This window comes from Curtobacterium sp. MCBD17_019 (genome assembly GCF_003234555.1).
Lineage (GTDB): Bacteria > Actinomycetota > Actinomycetes > Actinomycetales > Microbacteriaceae > Curtobacterium.
Genome location: NZ_QKTT01000003.1, coordinates 1 through 22,371, shown reverse-complemented (window position 1 = coordinate 22,371; position 22,371 = coordinate 1). Strand labels below are relative to the sequence as shown.

19 protein-coding genes are annotated in these 22,371 nt (G+C 72.9%); 5 read left to right on the top strand and 14 right to left on the bottom strand.

Features of this window, described 5'->3' with window-relative positions; all coding sequences use genetic code 11:
* Window positions 1–6: 6 nt before the first annotated feature.
* A complete protein-coding gene (locus DEI82_RS03645) occupies window positions 7–1,224 on the bottom strand; it encodes an MFS transporter (protein WP_111035844.1) in 1,218 nt (405 codons plus the stop codon).
* Window positions 1,225–1,409: 185 nt separating this feature from the next.
* Between DEI82_RS03645 and DEI82_RS03640 the strand changes: the two genes are divergently transcribed.
* The 4 genes from DEI82_RS03640 to DEI82_RS03625 all read left to right on the top strand — a co-directional run bounded on the left by DEI82_RS03640 (window position 1,410) and on the right by DEI82_RS03625 (window position 6,887).
* Window positions 1,410–2,411, top strand: coding sequence for an SDR family oxidoreductase (locus tag DEI82_RS03640; RefSeq protein ID WP_111035843.1), 1,002 nt, complete (start codon window positions 1,410–1,412; stop codon window positions 2,409–2,411).
* A gap of 146 nt (window positions 2,412–2,557) precedes the next feature.
* The gene (locus DEI82_RS03635) at window positions 2,558–3,388 is read left to right on the top strand and encodes an oxidoreductase (RefSeq protein WP_111035842.1); all 831 of its coding nucleotides are present in this window, start codon (window positions 2,558–2,560) and stop codon (window positions 3,386–3,388) included.
* Window positions 3,389–3,428: 40 nt separating this feature from the next.
* On the top strand, window positions 3,429–4,814 hold the full coding sequence (locus DEI82_RS03630; RefSeq protein WP_111009331.1) for a magnesium chelatase: 1,386 nt from the start codon (window positions 3,429–3,431) through the stop codon (window positions 4,812–4,814).
* Window positions 4,815–4,820: 6 nt separating this feature from the next.
* Window positions 4,821–6,887 carry a VWA domain-containing protein gene (locus DEI82_RS03625; RefSeq protein ID WP_111035841.1) on the top strand — a complete coding sequence of 689 codons (2,067 nt, stop codon included), beginning with the start codon at window positions 4,821–4,823 and terminating at the stop codon, window positions 6,885–6,887.
* On the opposite strand, the gene DEI82_RS03620 is transcribed toward DEI82_RS03625, so the two are convergent.
* Genes DEI82_RS03620 through DEI82_RS03610 form a run of 3 tightly spaced genes read right to left on the bottom strand, consistent with a single transcriptional unit; the run spans window position 6,884 to window position 8,944 of the window.
* Window positions 6,884–7,654, bottom strand: coding sequence for an SCO1664 family protein (locus DEI82_RS03620; protein ID WP_111025577.1), 771 nt, complete (start codon window positions 7,652–7,654; stop codon window positions 6,884–6,886). The genes DEI82_RS03625 and DEI82_RS03620 overlap by 4 nt on opposite strands.
* Window positions 7,654–8,193 (bottom strand): DUF3090 domain-containing protein, encoded by a 540-nt coding sequence (locus tag DEI82_RS03615; protein ID WP_111009003.1) that lies wholly within the window; start codon window positions 8,191–8,193, stop codon window positions 7,654–7,656. Before DEI82_RS03615 ends, DEI82_RS03620 begins: the two co-directional genes overlap by 1 nt.
* A 34-nt stretch (window positions 8,194–8,227) precedes the next feature.
* Window positions 8,228–8,944: an MSMEG_4193 family putative phosphomutase gene (locus DEI82_RS03610; RefSeq protein WP_111009002.1), complete on the bottom strand. Its 717-nt coding sequence runs from the start codon at window positions 8,942–8,944 to the stop codon at window positions 8,228–8,230.
* A 459-nt stretch (window positions 8,945–9,403) separates the two neighbouring features.
* On the opposite strand from DEI82_RS03610, the gene DEI82_RS03605 reads away from it, so the two are divergent.
* Complete coding sequence (locus DEI82_RS03605; RefSeq protein WP_220037231.1) at window positions 9,404–10,894, top strand: sugar porter family MFS transporter; 1,491 nt, start codon at window positions 9,404–9,406, stop codon at window positions 10,892–10,894.
* A 40-nt stretch (window positions 10,895–10,934) separates the two neighbouring features.
* Here the strand turns inward: DEI82_RS03605 and DEI82_RS03600 are convergent, their stop codons facing one another.
* The 10 genes from DEI82_RS03600 to DEI82_RS03555 form a co-directional block, all read right to left on the bottom strand.
* Window positions 10,935–11,615: a GntR family transcriptional regulator gene (locus DEI82_RS03600; RefSeq protein WP_111013354.1), complete on the bottom strand. Its 681-nt coding sequence runs from the start codon at window positions 11,613–11,615 to the stop codon at window positions 10,935–10,937.
* 74 nt (window positions 11,616–11,689) lie between these two features.
* A complete protein-coding gene (locus DEI82_RS03595; protein WP_111035840.1) occupies window positions 11,690–13,279 on the bottom strand; it encodes an ABC transporter substrate-binding protein in 1,590 nt (529 codons plus the stop codon).
* A 74-nt stretch (window positions 13,280–13,353) separates the two neighbouring features.
* Window positions 13,354–14,280: an ABC transporter permease gene (locus DEI82_RS03590; RefSeq protein ID WP_111009329.1), complete on the bottom strand. Its 927-nt coding sequence runs from the start codon at window positions 14,278–14,280 to the stop codon at window positions 13,354–13,356.
* Window positions 14,281–14,285: 5 nt separating this feature from the next.
* Window positions 14,286–15,146, bottom strand: coding sequence for an ABC transporter permease (locus DEI82_RS03585; protein ID WP_111035839.1), 861 nt, complete (start codon window positions 15,144–15,146; stop codon window positions 14,286–14,288).
* The gene (locus DEI82_RS03580) at window positions 15,143–17,020 is read right to left on the bottom strand and encodes an ABC transporter ATP-binding protein (protein WP_220037230.1); all 1,878 of its coding nucleotides are present in this window, start codon (window positions 17,018–17,020) and stop codon (window positions 15,143–15,145) included. The genes DEI82_RS03585 and DEI82_RS03580 overlap by 4 nt, the downstream gene beginning before the upstream one ends.
* Window positions 17,017–17,922, bottom strand: coding sequence for a polysaccharide deacetylase family protein (locus DEI82_RS03575; RefSeq protein WP_111035837.1), 906 nt, complete (start codon window positions 17,920–17,922; stop codon window positions 17,017–17,019). Before DEI82_RS03575 ends, DEI82_RS03580 begins: the two co-directional genes overlap by 4 nt.
* Window positions 17,919–19,475 (bottom strand): amidohydrolase family protein, encoded by a 1,557-nt coding sequence (locus DEI82_RS03570; RefSeq protein ID WP_111025700.1) that lies wholly within the window; start codon window positions 19,473–19,475, stop codon window positions 17,919–17,921. The genes DEI82_RS03575 and DEI82_RS03570 overlap by 4 nt, the downstream gene beginning before the upstream one ends.
* Window positions 19,472–20,191 carry an aspartate/glutamate racemase family protein gene (locus DEI82_RS03565; protein WP_111035836.1) on the bottom strand — a complete coding sequence of 240 codons (720 nt, stop codon included), beginning with the start codon at window positions 20,189–20,191 and terminating at the stop codon, window positions 19,472–19,474. Before DEI82_RS03565 ends, DEI82_RS03570 begins: the two co-directional genes overlap by 4 nt.
* Window positions 20,191–21,114 carry a carbohydrate kinase family protein gene (locus tag DEI82_RS03560; RefSeq protein WP_111035835.1) on the bottom strand — a complete coding sequence of 308 codons (924 nt, stop codon included), beginning with the start codon at window positions 21,112–21,114 and terminating at the stop codon, window positions 20,191–20,193. Before DEI82_RS03560 ends, DEI82_RS03565 begins: the two co-directional genes overlap by 1 nt.
* A complete protein-coding gene (locus DEI82_RS03555) occupies window positions 21,107–22,324 on the bottom strand; it encodes an SIS domain-containing protein (protein ID WP_111035834.1) in 1,218 nt (405 codons plus the stop codon). Before DEI82_RS03555 ends, DEI82_RS03560 begins: the two co-directional genes overlap by 8 nt.
* Between the last annotated feature and the right edge of the window lie 47 nt (window positions 22,325–22,371).

Genomic DNA, 22,371 nt, shown 5'->3' with positions numbered 1-22,371 from the left:
GGAGCCTCAGCCGATGACCCGGCGGCGCCCGGCGAGCAGCCCGAGCCCGGCGAGCGCGACCTCGAGCACGAGCAGCACCACGAGTGCCGGTCGCCAGGAACCGACCGCATCGTGGAGGGCGCTCACGGCGATCGGTCCGGCCGCGGCCAACAGGTACCCGACGGTCTGCGCCATCGCGGACAGCCCCGCTGCCTGTCGGTGGTGCTCGGTGCGGAGGCCGAAGAACGACAGGGCCAGCACGATGCACGCTCCGCCGGACACACCGATGAGGCTGTCCCACACCGCGGCGAGGTGCGGGTCCAGGAGCTGTCCGGCCATCGCCGCCACGAAGAACAGCGGGCTCACCGACGCCAGGATGCGCTGGTCCCGGAACCGTGGCAGCGCGGCGGAGCACAGGAGGCTGCCCGCGATGGCGAACGCGTTGAGGAGGAACTGGTGCGCGCCCGCCGCGGCGGCGCTCACCCCGGCGGTGCGTTCGATCGTCGGCAGCCACGTGATGACGACGTAGTAGCCGACCGACTGGAGGCCCATGAACGCCGTGACCTGCCATCCGAGCGCCGAGCGCCACGGTGACCGGTGGGTCGGGTCCGGGTGCCGGACGTCGTCGAGCGCGACGTCGTCCGCGGCCGGCGGCAGGACCGTCCGGGCCCGGAGCTGCGGCGCGAAGACGGCCAGCGCGACGAGCGCGAGACCCGCCCAGAGCCCGAGCGCGAGCCGCCAGCCCGAGCCGTCGGACCCGGCGACGGGGACCGCGATCCCGGCCGCGATCGCGGCGAACGTCGACTGCACGGCGGAGTAGGCGCCCGTGACCTGCCCGATGCGGTCGGGGAAGTCCCGCTTGACGAGCGCCGGCAGTTCGACGTTCACCACCGCGATCGCGACGCCGAGCAGGACGGTGCCGACCCACAGCAACGCCGGTCCGGGCACCGAGCGGAGGACGATCCCGACCGCCAGGGCGGCCAAGGACACCCCGAGCGTGCGCTCGATCCCGAGGGCGCGTGCGATCGCGGGCGCGACCGGTGCGACGGCCGCGAACGCGAGCAACGGCAGGCTGATGAGCGCCGACGCCGTCGCCGAGGGAAGGTGCACCGATTGCTGCACGTCGGCGAGCACCGGCCCGACCGACGTGATCCCGGCGCGGAGGTTCGCGGCGACGAGCAGCAGGCCGACCAGGACGAGGCCGGGACGGAGCACCCGTGAGGGCGAGGTGGAGCGGTGGAGCACGGCAGTGACGCTACCCCGCTCCGGCTCTCCGACGTCGGCGGGACCCCTTCCCGTTGCGCCCGCGCCGGACCGCGCCGGGCCGGACCGCGCCGGGCCGGACCGCCGGACCTGGACCGTGCCTCCCGGCGGGTGCCAGGCTGGGAGCGTGCGCCCGGACCACGGGCGCGGACGCGAAGGAGCGGACGATGACGGGTGCCAGGGTGTTGTTCATCGGCGGGAGCGGCGCGATCAGCGCCTCCTGCACGCGGGAGGCCGTGCGGCAGGGGTTCGACGTGACCGTGCTCAACCGCGGATCGAGCGACCTGCGGGCGATCCCCGACGAGGTCGCCCGGCTGACCGCGGACACGGCCGATCGGGAGGCGCTGGAGGCGGCGCTCGGAGACGCGCAGTTCGACGTGGTCGTGAACTGGGTCGTGTTCACGCCGGACCAGGTCCGTCAGGACATCGAGGTGTTCGCCGGACGGACCCGCCAGTACGTCTTCATCAGTTCCGCGTCGGCCTACCAGACGCCGGCGACCCACCTGCCGATCACGGAGTCGACCCCGCTGAAGAACCCGTACTGGGAGTACTCGCGGAACAAGATCGCCTGCGAGGAGCTCCTGCTGCAGGCCTACCGGGACGACGACTTCCCGATGACCATCGTCCGACCCTCGCACACCTACGACGAGACGCTCATCCCGTTCGACGGCGGCTGGACCGTGATCGCCCGGATGCGGGCCGGCAAGCCGGTCGTCGTCCCGGGCGACGGCACCTCGCTCTGGACGATCACCCACAGCCGCGACTTCGCCGTCGGGTTCACGGGCGTCCTCGACCGCGCCGAGGCGATCGGCGAGGCGTTCCACATCACCGGCGACGAGACCCCGACGTGGAACCAGCTGTTCACCGAGGTGGCGGCCGCTGCGGGCGCGCCGGAGCCGCAACTCGTGCACGTGCCGACCGAGGCGATCCTCGCGAACGACCCGGCGTGGGGTGCGGGGGTGATCGGCGACAAGGCGAACACGATGGTGTTCGACAACGCCAAGATCCGGACGCTCGTGCCCGGGTTCGCGGCGCGCACGACGTTCCGGCAGGGCGCGCGCGAGATCGTCGCCTGGTACGACGCGCACCCCGAGCGCCAGCAGGTCGACCCCGAGAAGGACGCGCTCATGGACCGCCTCGCCGAGGCCTACGCGCCGCGGGTCGTGTGAGCGGGGACAACACCGCCCGCCTCCGCCGCGTCGCCGCGTCGGTCGACCCGCACGGAGTCCTCGCGCAGCCGCACTGGGTCTGACCCCGCGGCGGCGCCGGGTCCACCACCACGACCACCATCTCCACCACCACGGAAGGACCCACCATGGCCACCTGGCTCATCACCGGCTGCTCGACCGGACTCGGGCGCTCGTTCGCCGGGGCCGTGCTCGCCCACGGTCACAACGCCGTCGTCACCGCGCGCGACGTGACGAAGGTCGAGGACATCGCCCGCGACCACCCCGACTCCGCGCTCGCGCTCGCGCTCGACGTCACGGACGACGCGCAGGTCACCGCCGCCGTGCGGGCCGCGGAGGACCGGATCGGTGCCGTCGACGTCCTCGTCAACAACGCCGGGTACGGGTACCGGGCGGCGGTCGAGGAGGGCGAGGAAGGACCCGTCCAGACCCTCTTCGACACCCACGTGTTCGGGACCGTCCGCACGATCAAGGCCGTGCTGCCCGGCATGCGCGGCCGCCGATCCGGCACCATCGTGAACATCTCGTCGATCGGCGCCCGCATCTCGCCCGCCGGATCCGGCTACTACGCCGCGGTCAAGGCGGCGATGGAGGCCCTGACCCTGTCGCTCCGCGCTGAGGTCGCGCCGCTCGGCATCACCGCGATGGTGGTCGAGCCCGGTGGGTTCCGGACGGACTTCGCCGGACGCTCGCTGACCCAGTCGGCCGAGCCGATCGCGGACTACGCCGAGACCGCCGGCAGACGCCGGAAGGAACACGACACCGTCCACGGCACGCAGAAGGGCGACCCGGCCAAGGCGGCGGAGGCGCTCATCACCGCCGTCGAGTCGGACGAGCCGCCGTTCATGCTCCTGCTCGGCAACGACGCGTCGGACGGCTTCCGATCCGCCCTCGACGCGCTGCGCGCGGACGCGGACACCTGGGAAGCCGTCAGCCGCAGCACCGACTTCGACGACTGACCGCCCGCCCGCGGGGGGCGGGCGTACCGTTGACGGGGTGATGCGTCCAACGATGACCACCGTCGGCGATCTCCGCGCCTCGGGCCACCAGGCCCGGAGCGTCCGCGCCGAGATCCGTGACAACCTCCTGGCCGCCCTGCGCGCCGGTCGGGATCCCTGGCCGGGCATGCACGGGTTCGAGTCGACGGTGATCCCGCAGCTCGAGCGTGCGCTCATCGCCGGTCACGACGTCGTGCTGCTCGGGGAACGTGGCCAGGGCAAGACGCGCATCCTCCGGACGCTCGCCGGCCTGCTCGACGAGTGGACGCCCGTCATCGCCGGCTCCGAGCTCGGGGAGCACCCGTACGAGCCGATCACGACCGAGAGCGTGCGCCGGGCGGCGGAGCTGGGCGACGCCCTGCCGATCGAGTGGCGGCGCCGGGAGGACCGGTACGTCGAGAAGCTCGCGACGCCCGACACGAGCGTCGCGGACCTGATCGGCGACGTCGATCCGATGAAGGTCGCGGAGGGCCGCAGCCTCGGTGACCCCGAGACGATCCACTTCGGGCTCATCCCCCGCAGCCACCGCGGGATCGTCGCGATCAACGAACTCCCGGACCTCGCCGAGCGGATCCAGGTCGCGATGCTCAACGTCATGGAGGAACGCGACATCCAGATCCGCGGGTACGTGCTCCGCCTGCCGCTCGACGTGCTCGTCGTCGCGAGCGCCAACCCCGAGGACTACACGAACCGCGGGCGCATCATCACCCCGCTCAAGGACCGCTTCGGTGCCGAGATCCGCACCCACTACCCCACCGAGCTCGACGACGAGATCGCGGTCATCCGGCAGGAGGCCGAGTTCACCGCCGACGTGCCGGACGTGCTCGTCGAGATCCTGGCCCGGTTCACCCGCGCGCTCCGCGAGTCGAGCGCGGTCGACCAGCGCAGCGGCGTCAGCGCGCGGTTCGCGATCGCCGGTGCCGAGACCATCGCCGCCGCGGCGGTCCACCGCGCGACACGGCAGGGCGAGGACGAGGCCGTGGCGCGCCCGATCGACCTCGAGACCGCGGTCGACGTGCTCGGCGGCAAGATCGAGTTCGAGTCGGGCGAGGAGGACCGCGCGGACGACGTCCTCGAGCACCTGCTCCGCACGGCGACCGCCGAGACGGTGCGCGCGCACTTCCGAGGCATCGACTTCGGCGTGCTCGTCGACGCGCTCGAACGCGGCGGGATGGTCACCACGGGCGAGCAGGTGACCGCGCGGGACTTCCTGTCCGGCCTGCCGTCACTCGGCGAGTCCGACCTGTACGACCAGGTCGCCGACCGGCTCGGTGCGCACACCGACGGCGAGCGCGCCGGGGCGATCGAACTCGCGCTCGAGGGGCTGTACCTGGCCCGTCGCGTGAGCAAGGAGACCGGCGGGGGCGAAGCAGCGTATGGGATGTGAGGTCGCATGACGGGGACCAACCGGCGGCTCGCCCGCGACGCCCGGTACCGGAAGTACGCCGGCGGCCCGGACCCGCTCGCGCCGCCCGTCGACACCAGCGAGGCCATGGACGCCATCGGTCAGGACGTCATGGCCGGGTACTCACCCGAGCGCGCGATGCGGGAGTTCCTCCGCCGTGGTGGTCGTGACCAGGCCGGGCTCGACGACCTCGCCCGCCGTGTCGCCGAGCGTCGACGCGAACTGACGCGCAAGCACAACCTCGACGGCACGCTCGAGGAGATCCGCGAGCTGCTGGACCAGGCCGTCACGCAGGAGCGCGGCCAGCTGGCGCGTGACGTGGAGATGGACGACGGCGTCCGCGCCCTCGCCCAGATGCAGCTGGACAGCCTCCCGTCCTCCCCCGCCGCGGCGGTGAGCGAGCTCAGCGACTACCGGTGGCAGAGTCCGCAGGCGGCCGCGGCCTACGGGCGGATCAAGGACCTGCTCGGGCGCGAGATGCTCGACCAGCGGTTCGCCGGGATGAAGCAGGCGCTCGAGAACGCCACCGACGCCGACCGGGCCGCGATCAACGACATGCTCACCGACCTGAACGAACTGCTCGACGCGCACGCGCGGGGGGCCGACACGCCGGAGCAGTTCGAGGACTTCATGGCGAAGCACGGGGCGTTCTTCCCCGAGGCGCCGGTGGACATCGACGAACTGCTCGACGCCCTCGCCGCCCGAGCCGCGGCCGCCCAGCGCATGCGGAACTCGATGACCCGGGAGCAGCGGGACGAGCTCGACGCGCTGGCGGCCCAGGCCTTCGGCTCCCCCGACCTGATGCAGTCCCTCGCGCAACTCGACGGGAACCTCCGCGCGCTCCGTCCGGGCGAGGACTGGGGCGGGGGCGAGCGCATGGACGGCGACGAGGGTCTCGGGCTCGGCGACGGGACCGGAGTGTTCCAGGACCTGGCGGACCTCGACCAGCTCGCCGACCAGCTCGCGCAGTCGCACAACGGGTCACAGCTCGACGACCTCGACCTCGACGCGCTCCGGCGGCAGCTCGGTGAGGAGTCCGCGGTCGACGCACGGACGCTCCAGCAGCTCGAGAAGGCCCTCCGCGACACCGGGGCACTCAAGCGCGGACTCGACGGGCAGCTCCGCTTGACACCCAAGGCCATGCGACAGCTCGGCAAGGCCCTGCTCCGCGACGTCGCCGAGAAGATGAGCGGCCGCATGGGAGGCCGTGACCTGCGGAGCGCTGGAGCCGCGGGCGAGCGCTCCGGCGCGACGAGGGCGTGGGCGTTCGGGGACACCGAGCCGTGGGACGTCACGCGCACGATGACGAACGCCCTGACGCGCACCGCTGGCGAGGGGCGCGCGATCGGTTCCGGCGTCCGGTTGACCATCGACGACGTCGAGGTGCAGGAGACCGAGGCGCGGACACAGGCGTGCGTGGCGCTCCTCGTCGACACGTCGTTCTCGATGGCGATGGAGGACCGCTGGGTGCCGATGAAGCGCACCGCGCTGGCCCTGCACACGCTCATCACGAGTCGGTTCCGCGGCGACGACCTGCAGCTCATCGGGTTCGGGAGGACCGCCGAGGTCATGGAGATCGAGCAGCTCGTGGGGCTCGACGCGCAGTGGGACAAGGGCACGAACCTGCACCACGCGCTGCTCCTGGCGAACCGGCACTTCCGGAAGCACCCGAACGCGCAACCGGTGCTGCTCGTCGTGACGGACGGCGAGCCGACCTCGCACCTCGAGCCGGGCGGTGAGGTGTACTTCGCCTACCCGCCGGATCCGCTGACGATCGCCCACGCGATCCGCGAACTCGACACGTCGACGCGCCTGGGAGCGCACACGAGCTTCTTCCGTCTCGGCGACGACCCCGGGCTCGCCCGGTTCATCGACGCCATGGCGAAGCGCGCGGGCGGGACCGTCGTCGCACCGGAGGCCGACGACCTCGGGGCCGCGGTGGTCGGGTCCTACCTCGGTTCGAGACGCGGCGGCTTCGGCGCCGCCGGGTTCGACGACGCCTTCGGCGGCGGCTGGGGGCGCGGAGACCAGGGGCGCGGCGGCTGGGACCGCTAGAACAGCGGCCAGGGCAGCGCGGGCATCGGCCCGTGCGGCGCCGGGAAGCGACCACGCGCCGCCAAGCGGGCGCACCGGCCGGCGAACGCCCCGATCTCCTCGGCGCTCAGGTACGCGATGAGCGTCTCGGCGAGGTCGCCCTCGAGCCCGGCGCGGACGCGGTCGAGACCGGCCAGCTCGTCGTCCGTCAGTTCCTCGCCCACCCAGCCCCAGAGCACGGTCCGGAGCTTGTGCTCCTGGTGGAAGGTCAACCCGTGGTCCACCCCGTGGCGATGACCGTCGGGCATCGCGAGGACGTGCGCGCCCTTCCGGTCCGCGTTGTTGACGACGACGTCGAACACGGCCATGCGCCGGAGTGCGACGGAGTCCTCGTGGACGAGGGTCACGGGTCGGCCGGTCTCGTCGTCCCCGTCGAGGACCTCGCGCCAGCCGTCGTCCGGGACCTGGTCCGAGGGGACGAGGTCGACCGGGTCCTGGTCCGGGTCGACGTCCTGCCAGAGCTGCACCATCCCGGCGCCGAGCGGGCCGTCGCGGAGCCACGTGCGCGGGACGACGTCCCATCCGAACGCCTCGGACACCAGGTAGGCCGCGACCTCGCGGTGCGCGAGGTCGCCGTCCGGGAAGTCCCACAGCGGGCGCTCCCCCGACACCGGCTTGTACACGACCGTGGTGTCGCCGATGGTCCCCAGGAAGGTGGCGTTCGAGGCGGTCGTGATGCGCCCGCTGATCTCGACGTCCGCGGTGAGGAGGTCGGGCCCCTCGGGCATCAGCGCTCGCCGAGCACCGGGCAGACGTGCCCGTCCGGGTCCATGGGGGTGCCGCAGAACGGGCACATCGCTCGACCGGCGCCGACGACCTCGAGCGTGCGCTCGGCGAAGGCGCGCGCCGTCCCGACCGGGATGCGCACCACGAGCATCTCGGCGGGTTCGTCGGGGACGTCGTCGTCGTCCGCGGTGTCGATCGGGAACGCCTCGATCACGACCTGCGAGGTCGTCGGGTCCCACCCCAGCGTCATCGCACCGGCTCGGAACTCCGGCTCCACGGGCTGGTCGAGTGGCTCGTTGTCGACGAGCTCGACGGGTGTCCCCGAAGGGACGCTGACGGGGTTGCCCGCCGTCGTCATCAGCTGGTCGAGGATCTCGCCGATCTTCTCGGCGAGGGCAGCGGACTGTTCCTTCTCGAGGGCGACGCTGACGACCCGCGAGCCGGACCGGACCTGCAGGTAGAACGAGCGCGATCCCGGTCGGCCGACGGTGCCGACGACGACGCGATCGGGCCAGTCGAACCCGTGCACGATGGTGGGCATGCGTCCATCCTACGAGCGTCCGGTCGGACCCCGGTCAGCGAGGGGCGGGGCCGTCGGCCGTCGGTTCCGGATGCCCGGCACCGCCGCCCACCGGGGCGTCCGCGGCGGGTGCCGGCGCGCGCAACCAGGACAGGTCACCCGAGTCCGTGTTCGTGGCGACGACGTCCGGACGGGCGGTGCCGTACCGGATGATCGACACCGACGCCGGCCCGACCGAGATCCGCTGGAAGAGGTCGAGGTGCATGCCGAGGGCGTCCGCGATCACGGACTTGATGACGTCGCCGTGACTCACCGCCGCCCAGACCGCGCCCGGACCGTGCTCGGCCTCGAACCGGGCGTCGTGGCGCCGGATCGCCGCGACGGCGCGTGCCTGCATCGCCGCCATGGACTCGCCGCCCGGGAACACCGCGGCCGACGGTTGCGACTGCACGACCGACCACAGGGCCTCCTTCGCGAGCTCGCCGAGGGCGCGCCCCTGCCAGTCCCCGTAGTCGCACTCCGTGATGCCACGGTCCGCCAGGGTGGTCGGTGATCCGGTCTGGAGGTCCGTCACGGCCCGCGCCGTCTGACGGCAGCGCTCGAGGGGGCTGGTGACGACGCCGACGAGCGGCACGACGGCGAGTCGCTCGGCCGTGCGTCGCGCCTGCGACCGTCCGACGTCGTCGAGCGCCACGCCCGCCGCCCGCCCCGCCAGGACGCCGGAGGCGTTGGCGGTGGTGCGGCCGTGGCGGACGAGGATGACGGTGGCCATGCGGTCCAGCCTAAGCGGCGCGCCGTGGTCGTGGAGATGCATGCAAGGGCGTGGACCGCGCGATCCGGATGGTCCGGTGGAGGGAGTTGGGCCTCCCGATCGCAGATCGTAGAGTCGTGGAACCGGGCTGTTCAGCAGTCTCGTCGCCACGACGGCCTCCGCGATCCGCGGAACGCTGGCACAGCGAGGCGGTCCGGCAGCGATGAGGTGTCCACAGCCTCGTGAAGGGCTGGTCGCATGACCGCCGTCCGTTCCTTCCTCACCGACTCCGACCGGTTCGCCGGTGTTCCGCGGAACCCCGCACTCCACTGCGCCGAGCAGACCCGAACACGATCCGGCCGCGGCGACCACACGCGACGGCCCGCCCACTCGGCCTGACGCCGGGCGGCGGCGCGCGACGCGACACCCGGGCCTCCCGGCCGTGACCGCGCTCGGCGGGACCGCCGTACCGTGTGCGCGGTGACGACAGCGACCAAGGGCAGGGGCATCCCCGACGAGATCGATCGCGAGGGCCGGTCCGACGACGAGGTGGCGTCCGCCACGCGGGGGCACGTCCGGCGCATCGCACTCATCGCGGCGCTCGGCGGTCTGCTCTACGGCTACGACACCGGTGTGATCTCCGGGACGTTGATCTCGATCGGCAAGGACTTCGGGATCGGCAACGGGGTGAAACAGCTCATCACGGCGGCGATCCTCGCCGGTGCCGTCCTCGGCGCGTTCTGCAGCTCCTGGCTCTCACGTCGCATCGGTCGGCGTCGGACGATCATGATCGTGGCGGCCGTGTTCGTGCTCGGCGTCGTGTTCGCCGGGCTCTCCCCCGGCCCCACGACCCTCGTGCTCAGCCGCCTGTTCCTCGGCCTCGCCGTCGGGGGGTCGACGCAGGTCATTCCGACGTACGTCGCCGAGCTGTCGCCCCGGGAGCGGCGCGGGCGGATGGTCACCCTGTTCAGCTGTGCCATCGGCATCGGCATCCTGTCGGCCGCGTTCGTCAACGTCGCGCTCGACGACGTGCTCTCCTGGCGTTGGCTCATCATGCTGTCCGGTGTGCCCGCCATCGTGCTGTTGCTCGGCATGTTCGTGCTCCCCGAGAGCCCCCGATGGCTCGTGCACGCGGGCCGGGACGACGACGCGGGGACGGTCCTCCGGTGGGTGCGGCGGTCCCCCGCCGACGCGGGTGACGAGCTCGACGACATCCGGTCCGTCGCCGACCGTGAGCAGAACGGAGGCACCGGCGGGGGCGCAGCGTGGTCGCAGCTCCGGGAGCGGTGGGTGCGGCCCGCGCTCGTCGCGGGGGTCGGCGTCGCGATCCTGACGCAGATCACCGGGCTCGAGATGATGATCTACTACACGCCCACGATCCTGACGCAGGCCGGGTTCCCACATGCGTTCGCACTCTGGGCGAACGTCGGGGTGGGTGCGGTGTACCTGCTCATGACGTTCATCGGCAGTCGGCTCGTGGACCGGATCGGCCGTCGGCGGCTCCCCCTGCTCACGCTCCCGTTCTCGGCGGCGAGCCTGGCGGCGTTCGGGGCGCTGTTCCTGTTCGGGGGCGACCACCTCAACCCGGTGCTCAGTCTCCTGTTCCTGCTCCTGTTCATGTTCTTCCAGTCCGGGGGTCTGCAGGTCATCGGCTGGTTGCTCGAATCGGAGCTCTACCCGCTCACCGTCCGACCGGCCGCGACGAGTCTGCAGGCGATGACGCTGTGGGGTTCCGACCTGCTCGTGACCGTCACGGCCCTGACGCTCGTGCTGTGGCTCGGGCTCGGCGGCGCGATGTGGGTCTACGCGGGGCTCAACGTGGTCGCCTGGGTGTTCATCTTCTTCCGCCTGCCCGAGACGAAGAACCGGTCGCTCGAGGACATCGAGCGGTCCCTGCGCGACGGCGTGTTCCTGCCCCGCGTGGGGCGGCGGAAGGCGGCGCCGGAGGCGGAGGGCGCCCCGGCGTCGTGACGCCGGCGCGCTGACCCGCGCGCGGCACGACCCGCCGCGGTCAGTCGCGTGGGTGGAGCGCGGCGATCGACGGCATCCGGTCGCGCTCGATGTGGGAGTACGCCAGCGCCTCCGCCATCCGCTCGTCGCCGCGTTCGATCGCGGCGGCGAGTTCGACGTGGTCGTGGAACGCGTCGTGCACGTCGAGTTCGCTCGTCAGGTAGAACAGCCACTGCACGCGACCGGAGACCGACCGCATCGAGGCCTGCATGAGCGTGTTGCCGGTCATCTCCACGATCACCTCGTGGAACCGCGTGCTCGCCGCGGCGATCGCGTACGGGTCCCCGTCGTCGACCACGGCCTGCGAGTGCTCGAGCGCCTCGTGCAGTGCGTCGACGGAGGCACCACCCGCGACGGCGCGGGCGGCGTGGCGGGCCGCCCCGACCTCGAGGACCTCACGGAGGTCGAAGAGGTCGTGGACGAGGCGGGAGGTCCACGTCGCGACGACCGCTCCGCGTCGGGGCGTCGTGACGACGAACCCCTCGGACTCGAGCATCGGGACGGCCTCGCGCAGCGGGACGCGGGAGACCGCGAGCTCGTCGGCGATCCGGACCTCCGGCAGCTTCTGCCCCTGCGGGTACTCGCCGCGGATGATCGCCTCGCGGAGGCGCGCGTGGATCCGCAGTGGGAGCGACGGCGCGGCGGGGACGGTGGCCAGGGCGGCGATCTCGGGAGGGGTCATCAGGTCGATCTTCCTGGAAGCGGTGGACGGGGGGAAGGGACGCGGGCGCCGGCGTGCACCGGCGCCCGCGGACCTCACCCGGCGATGCCGAGCTTGCTGAAGTCCAGCTCGTTCGCGCCGATGTTGTGCGACTTCGCGACGCCGGTCAGCCACTTCTGCGCGACGACCCAGTCCTTGTTGTACGAGAGGTTGTAGTAGCAGCCGGTCTGGGCGTACTGCTCGGCCGCGGCGACGTACGCGCTGTCGTCGCCGGTCTGCACGGCGTGGTCGAGCTTCTGGTCGACCGCCGGGACGTCGCAGCCGAAGTAGTCGATGCCGCCCGACTTGTCCCAGAAGACGTGGCCCCACATGTACGGGGAGCCGCCGTCCGGCCCGTTGTTGCCGTCGAAGAACGCGTCCGGGCCCGTGGTCGGGTCGTTGATCCACCCGAACACCTGGGACGTCGGGTACGACTTCGCCGTGGCCGTGATGCCGTCGGCCTGGAGCTTCGCCGCCTGGATGTTCGCCATCTGCTGGGCGTTCGTGTTGCCGCTCGCGTAGCCGATGGTCATCGTGGTGCCGGACGGCAGCGTCTTCGCGTACGACTTCATCGCCGAGGGCTCGTACGTGATCGTCTGCTCGTCCTTGCCGCCCGGGATCATGCCCTTGGCGTAGAGGGTCGTCGCCGGCTCGGAGCGGCTGCCGAGCACCTGCTTGACGATCGACTTCTGGTCGATGCTCTCGAGGAACGCGAGTCGGGCCTGTTTGCTGCTGAAGAACGACTTGGTCGGGTTCACGGTGACCAGGGCGGACTGCAGCGTGGGGAGCATGTAGCTCGCGTACTGCTTGCTGTCCTCGTACTTGGACAGGCTCGACGAGGGCAGTGCGGCGACGATCGCGGACACGTCCCCGCGGTCGAACGCGAGCTGCAGCGCCGAGGCGTCCGAGTAGATCGGCAGCTTCACCGTGGTGAACGGCGACTTCGTGCCCCAGTACCCGGCGTAGCGGGACAGGGTCCACGAGGTGCCGGGGTCGGCCGAGTTGATCTCGTACGGACCGGTCCCGACGTCGTGGGTCTGCAGGTAGGTCTGCGCGTCGTCCGATCCGGCGTGCTTCTGCAGCGCGGTGGGCGACTCCATCTTCGGGCCGAACGGCGAGGCGAGGTAGTCCAGGAACGCCGAGTTCGGGGCGTCGAGGGTCACCACGGCGGTCGAGGCGTCCGGCGTCGCGACGCTCTCGACGCCCTGCACCATGTACGCGGCGCCGCCCTTGACGGCGATGCGTCGGTCGAAGGCGACCTTGACCGCCGCCGAGGTGAAGGGGGTGCCGTCGTGGAAGGTGACGCCCTTGCGGAGGTGGAACGTGTAGACGGTGTTGTCGCCGCTCACGGTCCACGACGTCGCCAGGCGGGGCGCGATCTTCACCGAGTCGGTGTCGTTCGCGTACTGCACGAGCCCCTCGTACGTGTTGAGCACGATCGCGAGGCCGTTGTTCGCGTAGTAGATGTCGGGGTCCGGCGGCTGGCCGATGTCGCCGAGCAGACCGACGGTGAGCGTGCCGTTCTCCGGTGCGGCGTTCGGGCTCGAGCCGCCACCTCCGGAACAGGCCGCGAGGGCGAGGAGCGGGACGGCCGCGGCCGCGACCAGCGCGATGCGGGTCCGCCGACGGAGTGAGCTGAGCCTCACGGTGTCTCCTTCATTGGATGGGGTGGTGCGTTCTGGGTGGGATGGGGTGGAGCTGGCCGAGGTCGCTCGCGCCGTCAGGCGAGACGCGGGTCCGCAGCGGTCTGGAGGACGTCGGCGACCGTGTTCACGACGACGTAGACCGCGCCGAGCACGAGCGTCACCGCGGCGATGGCCGGGTAGTCGGAGGTCGGGATGCTGTTGGCGAGGTAGTTGCCCATGCCGGGCCAGCTGAACACCTGCTCGACGACGACGTCGCCGGCGAACATGAACCCGAGCTGGAGGCCCGCCATCGCCAGGGCGGGACCGATCGCGTTCCGCACGACGTGCCGGGCGAGCACGGCCCCCTCGCCGAGGCCCTTCGACCGAGCGGTCCGGACGTGGTCGGCCACGAGCGTCGTCTCGAGACCGGCCCGCAGGATGCGCCCGATCGCCAGGGCCGGGGCGATGGCGAGCACGGTCGCGGGCAGGACGAGGTGCGACACCGCGGACCCGACCCCGCCGGTGCCCTGCCCGGAGGCGGGGAGCCAGTCGAGCTGCGCGTAGAACAGGATGATCCCGCCGAGTGCGAGCAGGAACGGCGGTGCGGTCGCCGCGAGGAGCAGCGCTCCCCGGTAGACGCCCGCGAACGGCCAGCGGAGGGCCGCGGAGGCCGCGAACAGCCCGGCCAGCACGAGCGCGATCACGAACGCGGCGAGCACGAGCTCGACGGTCGCGGGGAACGCCGATGCGAGGTCGGTGGCGACGGCCCGGTGCGTCCGGTACGACGTCCCGAAGTCACCGTGCAGGGCTCCGGCGATGAACCGCACGAACTGCACCGGCAGCGGGTCGTCGAGGCCGAGGCGGTGGCGTTCCGCGTCGACGGCCTGCCGTGACGCGTTCGCGCCGAGTGCCGCGCGGGCCGGGTCGCCGGGCGAGATCTGCTGGAGCAGGAACACGACGGCGCTGAGCACGAGCAGCACGGCCACGAGGGACCCGAGACGACGGAGCAGGAAGCGGATCACGCTCGTCACCTCCTGGACCCGACGAGCGTGCGGATGCCGTCGCCGGCGAGGTTCGCGACGAGGCTGAGGACGAGCACGGCGACGCCGGGGACGACGGGCACCCACCACGCGCTGAGGAGCAGCTGCGTGTTCGCGGCGGTGTCGGCGCCGAGCTCGGGTGCGGGTGACGGCGCGCCGAGACCGAGGAACGACAGCCCGGCGAGCAGGAGCACGACGTTGCCGATGTCGAGGCTCGCGGTGACGATGGCGGTCGGCACGGCGGCGGGGAGCACGTGCCGGAACACGAGCCGTGCCCGGCCGACCCCGGCCACCCGGGCCGCCTCGACGTGGGGTCGGGCGACGGTGGCGCGGATCTCGGACCGGATGATGCGTGCGTAGTAGGGCCACCACACGACCGAGATGCCGATGAGCGTGTTCGTGATGCCGGGTCCGAGCGCCGCGACGATCGCGATGGCCACGAGCGTGGACGGCAGCGCGAGGAACAGGTCGGTGACCCGCATGAGCACGCTGTCGACCCACCCGCCGGCGACGCCCGCCGCCACGCCGACCACGCCGCCGACGACGAGGCCGACCGCGACGACGGCGAGTGCCGAGAACCAGGACGTCTGGAGGCCGTACAGCGTGCGCGAGAGGATGTCGCGCCCGATCGAGTCGGTACCGAGCAGGTGTCCCGGCGACCCGAGCGGGAGTTGCACGCCGCCGACCGGCTGGATCGGGTCGTCGGGCGTGATGAGGCGGGCGACGATCGCGACGACGGTGAGTGCGCCGAGCAGCCCGACGAGCACCCATGCCGTGGTGCGTCCGGCGTGCACGCCGCTCGTGAACGCCGCGGGTGAGAACCGGCGGGTCGCGACGACGGCGCTCACCGGGCCACCGCGATCTCGGGGACCGACGCGACGAGCGTGCGGGTGTACGGCTCACGTGGGTCGCCGATGACGGCGTCGGCGGCGCCGAGTTCGACGATGCGGCCGCGCTCGACGACGGCGATCCGGTCGCCCATGAGCCGGGCGACCGCGAGGTCGTGCGTGACGAACAGGACGGTCATGGCGAGTTCCTCCCGCATGTCCCGGATGAGGTTGAGGGTGGTCGCGGCGAGCGAGGCGTCGAGCGCGCTCGTCGGTTCGTCGCACAGGAGCACGGCGGGCCGCACGACGGTCGCTCGGGCGAGCGCGACGCGCTGCCGTTGCCCACCGGACAGGTCGGAGGGGCGGAGCCGTGCGACCGATGCGGGGAGACCGATGGTGTCGAGGGCCTCGGACACGCGTCGGTCGGTCTCGGTGCGGCCGAGCCGCTGCGGGCGGAGCCGCTCGGCGAGGGTCTCGCCGACCGTCATCCACGGGGTGAGTGACGACCCGGCGTCCTGGAACACCATCTGCGCGCCGCCGTCGGCGACCCGGATGTGTCCGGACCGGACGGGCACGAGGCCGGCGATCGCGCGGAGGATCGTCGACTTGCCCGAACCGCTCTCGCCGACGATCGCGAGTGACGCACCGGCGGCGACGTCGAAGCGCATGCCGCGCACGGCCTCCACGGTGCGGCGCCGCCGACCGTGGCCGGTGACGTACGTGCAGACGACGTCGTCGACGACGACCGCCGGGGCGGGGGCCGTGCCGTCACCGACGCGGGCGGCACCGGCCGGTGCGGCGCGGGTGGCGACCGGCCCGGAGGCGCGGCCCGGGCCGGGTGCGACCGCGGCGGTCCGCGGCGTGGCCGCGTCGGTGCGCACGACCTCGGCCGGGGCCCAGCACGCGGCTGCGTGGTCCGGCGCGGGTACCGAGGCGTCGAGCCCGGGGGTCTCGGCGACGCACCGGTCGAACGCGAGGGGGCACCGTGCGCGGTACGGGCAGCCGACGAGGCGTTGCTCGGGCGTCAGCGTGTCCGGTGGCAGGGTCGGGAGCCGGACGTCGCGGTCGAGACCGAGCGACAGGCGGGACCGCATGAGGCCGGCCGTGTACGGGTGCGCGGGGGCGGTGAGCACGGCGTCCGTGGGACCGACCTCGGCGAGGCGTCCCGCGTACATCACGGCGATCCGGTCGGCGATCTGGGCCGCGACGCCGAGGTCGTGGGTGATGAGGAGGACGCTGCAGCCCTGCTCGTCGCGGAGTTCGCGGAGCAGGTCGAGCAGCTGCGCCTGCACGGTGACGTCGAGCGCGGTGGTGGGCTCGTCCGCGACGACCAGGGCGGGCCTCCCGGCCATCGCGATCGCCGCCATGACGCGCTGGCGGAGGCCACCGGAGAGCTCGTGCGGGTAGACGCTGAACCGCATCGCGGGGTCGGGCACGCCCATCGCGTCGAGGAGGGCGATCGACCCGGCGCGGTCCTGCCCGGCCTCGACGATCTGACGGCCGACGCGCATCGTCGGGTTGAGCGACGTCATCGGGTCCTGGAACACGGCGCCGAGCGCGGTGCGCCGGGCACGAGCGCGTTCGGCGTCGGTGCCGTGGGCCATGTCGGTGCCCTGCACCCGGACCTCGCCGCTGATGTGCGGACGGGCGGCGTCCGGCAGGAGCCCGAGCAGGCTCATGGCGAGCATGCTCTTGCCGGAGCCGGACTCCCCCACGAGCCCGACGATCTCGCCGCGGGCGATGTCGAGGTCGACGCCGCGCAGCACCGCGCTGCGGGCACCGTCACGTTCGAGCGACACGTGCAGGTCCCGGATCGACGCCGTCACGCCGCCCGTCCTGGCCGCCGCGCCCGCGGCCGTGCCTCCAGCGTTCGGGGTGTCCATGGGGTCGCTCACGCCGTCACCTCCGTCGTCGCGAGGTGCGCCGCGATCGCCCGCGGTTGGGTGAACCAGACGCGGCCCCGGTGTGCGGTCATGTGCTGCAGGGCCCGGTCGAGAGCACGGAGGCGGAACGGGGCGCCGGAGATGAACGAGTGCACGACGACGCTCATGACGAGCGGCTGCTCCTCGGAGCGTTCCAGGAGCTCGTCGAACTCGTCGACCACCATGTCGGCGAACTCGGACGCCGACGCGCCGCGGCCGACGATCGTCGTGCTGTCGTTCACCTCGAGCGCGTACGGCAGCGCCACGATCTGGCCGGCAGCGGTCGTGATCGGCACGGGGCGGTCGTCGAGACGCAGGTCGAGGAGGTAGCGGTACCCGCTCGCGACGAGGTTGTCGAGCGTCGAGGGCGTGTGGGTCAGCCAGGGGCTCGACCAGCCGCCCGGCGCCTCGCCCTCCTCGGCGGCGATCCGGTCGGCCACGGCGGCGACGTATGTGGCCTCCTCGGCGCTCGACATGGCCCCGAGCGAGTCGGAGTTCGAGATGCCGTGCCCGACGAACTCGGCGCCCAGGGCCCGGGCGGCGCGGATGAGGTCCGGCGCGGCGTCGTACACGGCGGTGTTGAGGAGCACGGTGGGTGGGATGCCCGCACGGTCGAGACGCTCGAGCAGGCGGAACGCCCCGACGCGGTTGCCGTAGTCCCGCCACGAGGTGTTGACGAGGTCCGGCGCGGTGACGTCCGGCACGATGTCCTCGGTCGCTCCGACGCCGAAGCGGTACTCCTCGAGTCCTACGGCGACGTAGACGGCCAGGCGTCGGCCGTCGGGCCAGTCCCGGCCGGGCGCGTCGGTGATCGGCCGGTAGTCCCAGAAGCCGTGACCCGGGGCCGTGTCGGTGCGGGTGTCGTCGTGCGTCATGCTGTCGTCCTGTCCGTGGCGATCCACCTGGTCATGCCCACATCGGTGCGGGCGGCCCGCCGCACCACGGCGTCGTACGCCGGGTACAGGGCGTCGGCCGCGGCCCACGTGCGTTCGAGCGCGGGACGCCGGGCTGCGTGCAGCTCCCGGGCCTCCGCGAGGAGTGCGGCCTCGTCGACCGAGACCACGCGGCCGCCCTCGGCGACGATCCGACCGGCGACGACCGTCATCCGGACGCTGCCGCCGGACTCGCAGTAGACGAGTTGGCCGCGGAGGTCGTTGAACGGCGTGAACGCCGGCGCGTGCAGGTCGAGCAGCGCGAGGTCCGCCTGCGCGCCCTCGGCGACGCGGCCGATCCGGCCGCGCTCGGCGTTCCGCCCGTCGCGGCGCATCGCGGCGGCGCCGCCCTCCCAGAGCGCGTCGAGGACCTCGGCCGGGAGTGGCCAGCGGTCCGCGTCGAGCCCGGCGACGTTGTGGATGAGGCCGGCCTGCTTGACGACGCCCCAGGTGTTGACGGTGTCGTCGCAGATCGCCTCGTCGACGCCGAGCGCGATCCGGATGCCGCGGTCGCGCATGGCGCGGAACGGCATGACGCCGCTGCCGAGCCGCAGGTTGCTCACCGGGTTGTGCGCCACGACGGCGTCCGCTGCGGCGATCAGGTCGAGGTCGTGCTCGTCGACCCACACCGCGTGGATGACGTTGACGCGGTCGCTGAGCAGCCCGAGGTCCGCGGTGTACCGGACGAGGCTCCGCCCGGCGAACCGTTCCTGCCCGCTGCCCGGCGCGGAGAGGGCACGCTGCGTGCGTGTCTCGAGCATGTGGGCGAAGAGCGGGACGTCGTGCGTACGGCTGAGGTCGTCGAGCGCACCGAAGTACTCCGGGCTCACCCGCTGGGGCGCCGAGATCGACACCGCTGCGGTGAGCCGGCCGTCGGCAGCGCCGTGCCACCGCCGGAACAGGTGGTCGTACGCGGCCAGGAGTTCCGGTGCCGCGGCCGGTGCCGGCGCGTGGAGTGCCGCGGCCAGCGCGTCGTCGGCGTCGTCGAGGAACGGGAGCTTGTCGGCGTCGGCGAGCTCCGGCTGGTCCAGGGCGACGCTCGCGCGGATGCCGCTGTCCTCGTACGCCTGCATGACGGCGTCGATGACGTCGGGATCGGGCGCCGGCATGAGGAACGCGTCGTCCTGCACGCTCGTCGTCCCGGTCCGGAGCATCTCGAGGGCGCCGAGCATCGTCCGGAGGTACGCCTCGCGCGGGGTCGGGGCGAGGTCGGGGTCCGCGGGCGACTCGTAGAGCATGAAGGTCTCGAGCGGGCGGCTGGGGAACGCGCCCTTGAGGTGGTTCGCGGGCGAGTGGAAGTGCGCGTTGACCAGTCCGGGGACGAGGACGTGGTGCCCCCCACCGGCGACCACCCGCGCGTCCGCCGGAGCCTGCTGCCGAGCCGCCGGGCCGATCGCACGCACGGTGTCCTCGACGACCAGGAGATCGGTCGGACCGACCATGCCTGCGGGTGTCTCCGGTGCCCAGACGAACACGTCGGTGAACAGCGCGCTCATGCCCACACCTCGCTCGTGGTCGGGGACCCGGTCGGCACGGCCCAGGTGTTCGCACGCGAGGTCGTCAGCCCCTGCGCGAGCAGCCCCTCGACCGCGGTCGTGGCGGCGGCGACACCGTCGACCACCGGCACGCCGAGCGCGTCCCCGAGGCCGGACACCAGGTCCGTGAGTCCTGCGCAACCGAGCACGATGGCCTCCGCACCGTCCGCGACGAGCGCGTGCCGGGCCTCCCGGGCGAACGCGTCGAAGGCGGGGCCGGCGCCGGTCTCGATCTCCTCGACCGCGACCTCGACGGCGCGGACGACGCAGCGGTGACCCAGGCCGAGTGCGGCGACCACGCGGTCGGTCATGGCGATGGTCCGCGGGGGCATCGTGATGACGGTGAACCGGTGGGCGAGGAGCGCGGCGGTCTGGAGCGCTGCCTCCGTCATGCCGACGACCGGTCCGCGGGCCCGCTCGCGAGCGGCCGGGAGACCCGTGTCGCCGAAGCAGGCGACGACGTAGCCGTCGACCCCGTCGCGTTCGCCCTGCTCGACCTGCGCGAGCACACCGGCGGCGCCGAACACCTCGTCGACGTGGGTCTCGACGGTCGCCGGCGCACCACTGGAGTGGCTCGCGGTCAGGACGGTGTCCGGGCGCGCGACCGCGCGGGCGGCGGCGAGGACGGCGTCGGTCATCGGCAGGCTCGTGTTCGGGTTGAGGAGTCGGACGTGCATCAGGCGGCCCCGGTCGTCGTGGCGGTCGGCGCGCCACTCGGTGCGGCGGCGGCCGCGGTGCGCTCGGCGAGGAGCGCCGTGACGCCGTGTGCGCTGATCGCGACGCGGGCGGCGGCGGCACCGGCGTGGGCCGCGGTGACCGGGTCCGCGCCGGTCTGGTGGGCTGCGGCGAAGGCACCGCAGAACGCGTCGCCCGCGCCGGTCGCGTCGACGGGGGTCACGACGTCGGTCGGCACGACGAGCGTCCCGTCCGCCGTCGCCAGGACGCAGCCGCGCTCGGCCGTCTTGATCACGACGAGGTCGGCTCCGGCGGCGCGGAACACCGCGGCTGCCGCGACGAGGTCGTCGGTCCCCGCGAGGGCGACCGCCTCGACCTCGCTCGGCAGGAACACGTCGCACGTCGGCAGGAGCGCGAGGAGCGCGTCCTCGTTGCCCGCGACGTAGTCCTCCTGCAGGTCGAGGTAGACGGTCGCCGCGGTCGCGGTGCGGAGCCACGGGCCGAGGGCGAGCTGTGACCGGAGGCTCATGGCGGAGACGAGCACGCCCGTGGCCGTGAGCGCGGCGGGGGTGACGTCGTCCGGGTACACCGACATCGCGTCGAACGCGTCCTCGCCGTCGAGGAGGTCCCAGGTGCGGGTGCCGTCCGCGGCGTAGGTGACCCGGTTGCGGACGGTGCGTCCGTCGCGCGGCCGTGCCGACTCGACGCGGATCCCCGCGTCGGCGACGTCCTGGAGGAGCGCGGCGGGCAGGTCCGTCCCGACCGGTGCGAGCATGCGGACGTCGTCGAGCACGCGTCGCGCGGCCAGCGCCGCGAAGAGCGCGTCGCCGCCGAGTGCGGTGGTGGTCACGCCGTCGATGACGGAGTCGTCGATCGTCAGGTTGCCGACGCACAGGAGGCTCGGCGCGGCCGCGTCCTCACGCATGCGTCGCCGCCGTGGTCGTCGTCCCCGCCTCGGCCGCCACCGCGGCCTCGGCCGTGGCGAACTGCTCCATCGCGAGCAGGTAGCCGGTGAGCTGGGCCGGGAGGACCGTGAGGAGTGGGCTGATCGGCTCCGGGACCGCCGGGACGGTCACGACGTCGTCGGCGACGTCGTCGAAGTCGTGCACGCCCTCGGTCGTGACCACCGTGACGCTGCCGCCGAATCGCTTCGCCTCGCTCGCGGTGTGCACGGCGCGCGGCACGGACGGCCCGGCGGGCGCGATCACCCAGATCGGCTCCCCCGCCTTGAGCGAATTGTAGTGGTGGAACTCCTCGACCTGGATCGCTTCGGCGTGGTCGGGGGTGCACTCCTTGACCTTGGCGGCGCCGATGATCGCCGCGCCCCACGAGGGGCCGGCGGCCGAGAACAGGAACGCGTGGGCGGCCTGCTCTCGCTGTGCGATGGCGCGCAGGCGGGGCTCGGTCTCGGCGATGACGCGTTCCATGAGCGCGGGCACCGTGTCGAGCGCCTGCCGGAGTGCGGGGGCGGCCGCGTGACCGCGGAGCGCACCGACGCGGATGGCGAGGTCGACGAGGAGCGCGAGCGCCGTGGTGGAGGACTGGGTGGGCCAGCCGACCCGGGTGGCTCGGAGGAGCAGGGTGCGCTCGGACTCCGTGTCGAGCGTGGAACCCGCCGTGTTCGTGATCGCGACGGTCAGGGCGCCGATGTGCTGGGCGACGAGGGCGGCCTCGACCGTGCGGGTGGTCTCCCCTGAGCTCGAGAGGGCGATGACGACGCTGCGGGTCGTCACGAGCGGTGCGAGGTAGTACGCGAGGTCGAGGCTCTGGACCGGCTCGACCGGGACCCCGAGCATGAGCTCGAGCGTCTGCCGCGCGGCGATCGCCACCGCGAGGGAGTCCCCCGCGCCGGTCACGAACACGCGGTCGACGTCCATCGCGGCGATCCGGTCCGCGAGTTCGTCGAGGGCGGCGTCGTTGGCGGCCAGGGTCTCGCGGATGCGGTCCGGCTGCGCGATGAGCTCCGGGTAGGTGGCCTCGTCCCGCGCACGCCGCTTCGGGTCGAGCGGGTGGTCCGTCGGCAGGGCGACGATCGACGCGTGCTCCGCGGCCGACACGCGCTCGACGATCTGCTGCTGGCGCGCGTCGAGCGGGCTGTCCGGTCCGATGAACGGGCTGGGCGGGGTGGTGGTCATGGTTCCTGTCCTGGGGTCCGGCGCTGGTGCTGGTGTGGGGTGGGCCG

Bases quoted from the DNA above. Each gene is read 5' to 3' on its own strand.
- DEI82_RS03575 (WP_111035837.1), bottom strand. From the start codon at position 17,922: ATGACGCACGACGACACCCGCACCGACACGGCCCCGGGTCACGGCTTC.
- DEI82_RS03600 (WP_111013354.1), bottom strand. From the start codon at position 11,615: ATGACCCCTCCCGAGATCGCCGCCCTGGCCACCGTCCCCGCCGCGCCG.
- DEI82_RS03560 (WP_111035835.1), bottom strand. From the start codon at position 21,114: ATGCGTGAGGACGCGGCCGCGCCGAGCCTCCTGTGCGTCGGCAACCTG.
- DEI82_RS03620 (WP_111025577.1), bottom strand. From the start codon at position 7,654: ATGCCCGAGGGGCCCGACCTCCTCACCGCGGACGTCGAGATCAGCGGG.
- DEI82_RS03555 (WP_111035834.1), bottom strand. From the start codon at position 22,324: ATGACCACCACCCCGCCCAGCCCGTTCATCGGACCGGACAGCCCGCTC.
- DEI82_RS03630 (WP_111009331.1), top strand. From the start codon at position 3,429: ATGCGTCCAACGATGACCACCGTCGGCGATCTCCGCGCCTCGGGCCAC.
- DEI82_RS03565 (WP_111035836.1), bottom strand. From the start codon at position 20,191: ATGCACGTCCGACTCCTCAACCCGAACACGAGCCTGCCGATGACCGAC.
- DEI82_RS03640 (WP_111035843.1), top strand. From the start codon at position 1,410: ATGACGGGTGCCAGGGTGTTGTTCATCGGCGGGAGCGGCGCGATCAGC.
- DEI82_RS03615 (WP_111009003.1), bottom strand. From the start codon at position 8,193: ATGCCCACCATCGTGCACGGGTTCGACTGGCCCGATCGCGTCGTCGTC.
- DEI82_RS03625 (WP_111035841.1), top strand. From the start codon at position 4,821: ATGACGGGGACCAACCGGCGGCTCGCCCGCGACGCCCGGTACCGGAAG.
- DEI82_RS03635 (WP_111035842.1), top strand. From the start codon at position 2,558: ATGGCCACCTGGCTCATCACCGGCTGCTCGACCGGACTCGGGCGCTCG.
- DEI82_RS03570 (WP_111025700.1), bottom strand. From the start codon at position 19,475: ATGAGCGCGCTGTTCACCGACGTGTTCGTCTGGGCACCGGAGACACCC.
- DEI82_RS03610 (WP_111009002.1), bottom strand. From the start codon at position 8,944: ATGGCCACCGTCATCCTCGTCCGCCACGGCCGCACCACCGCCAACGCC.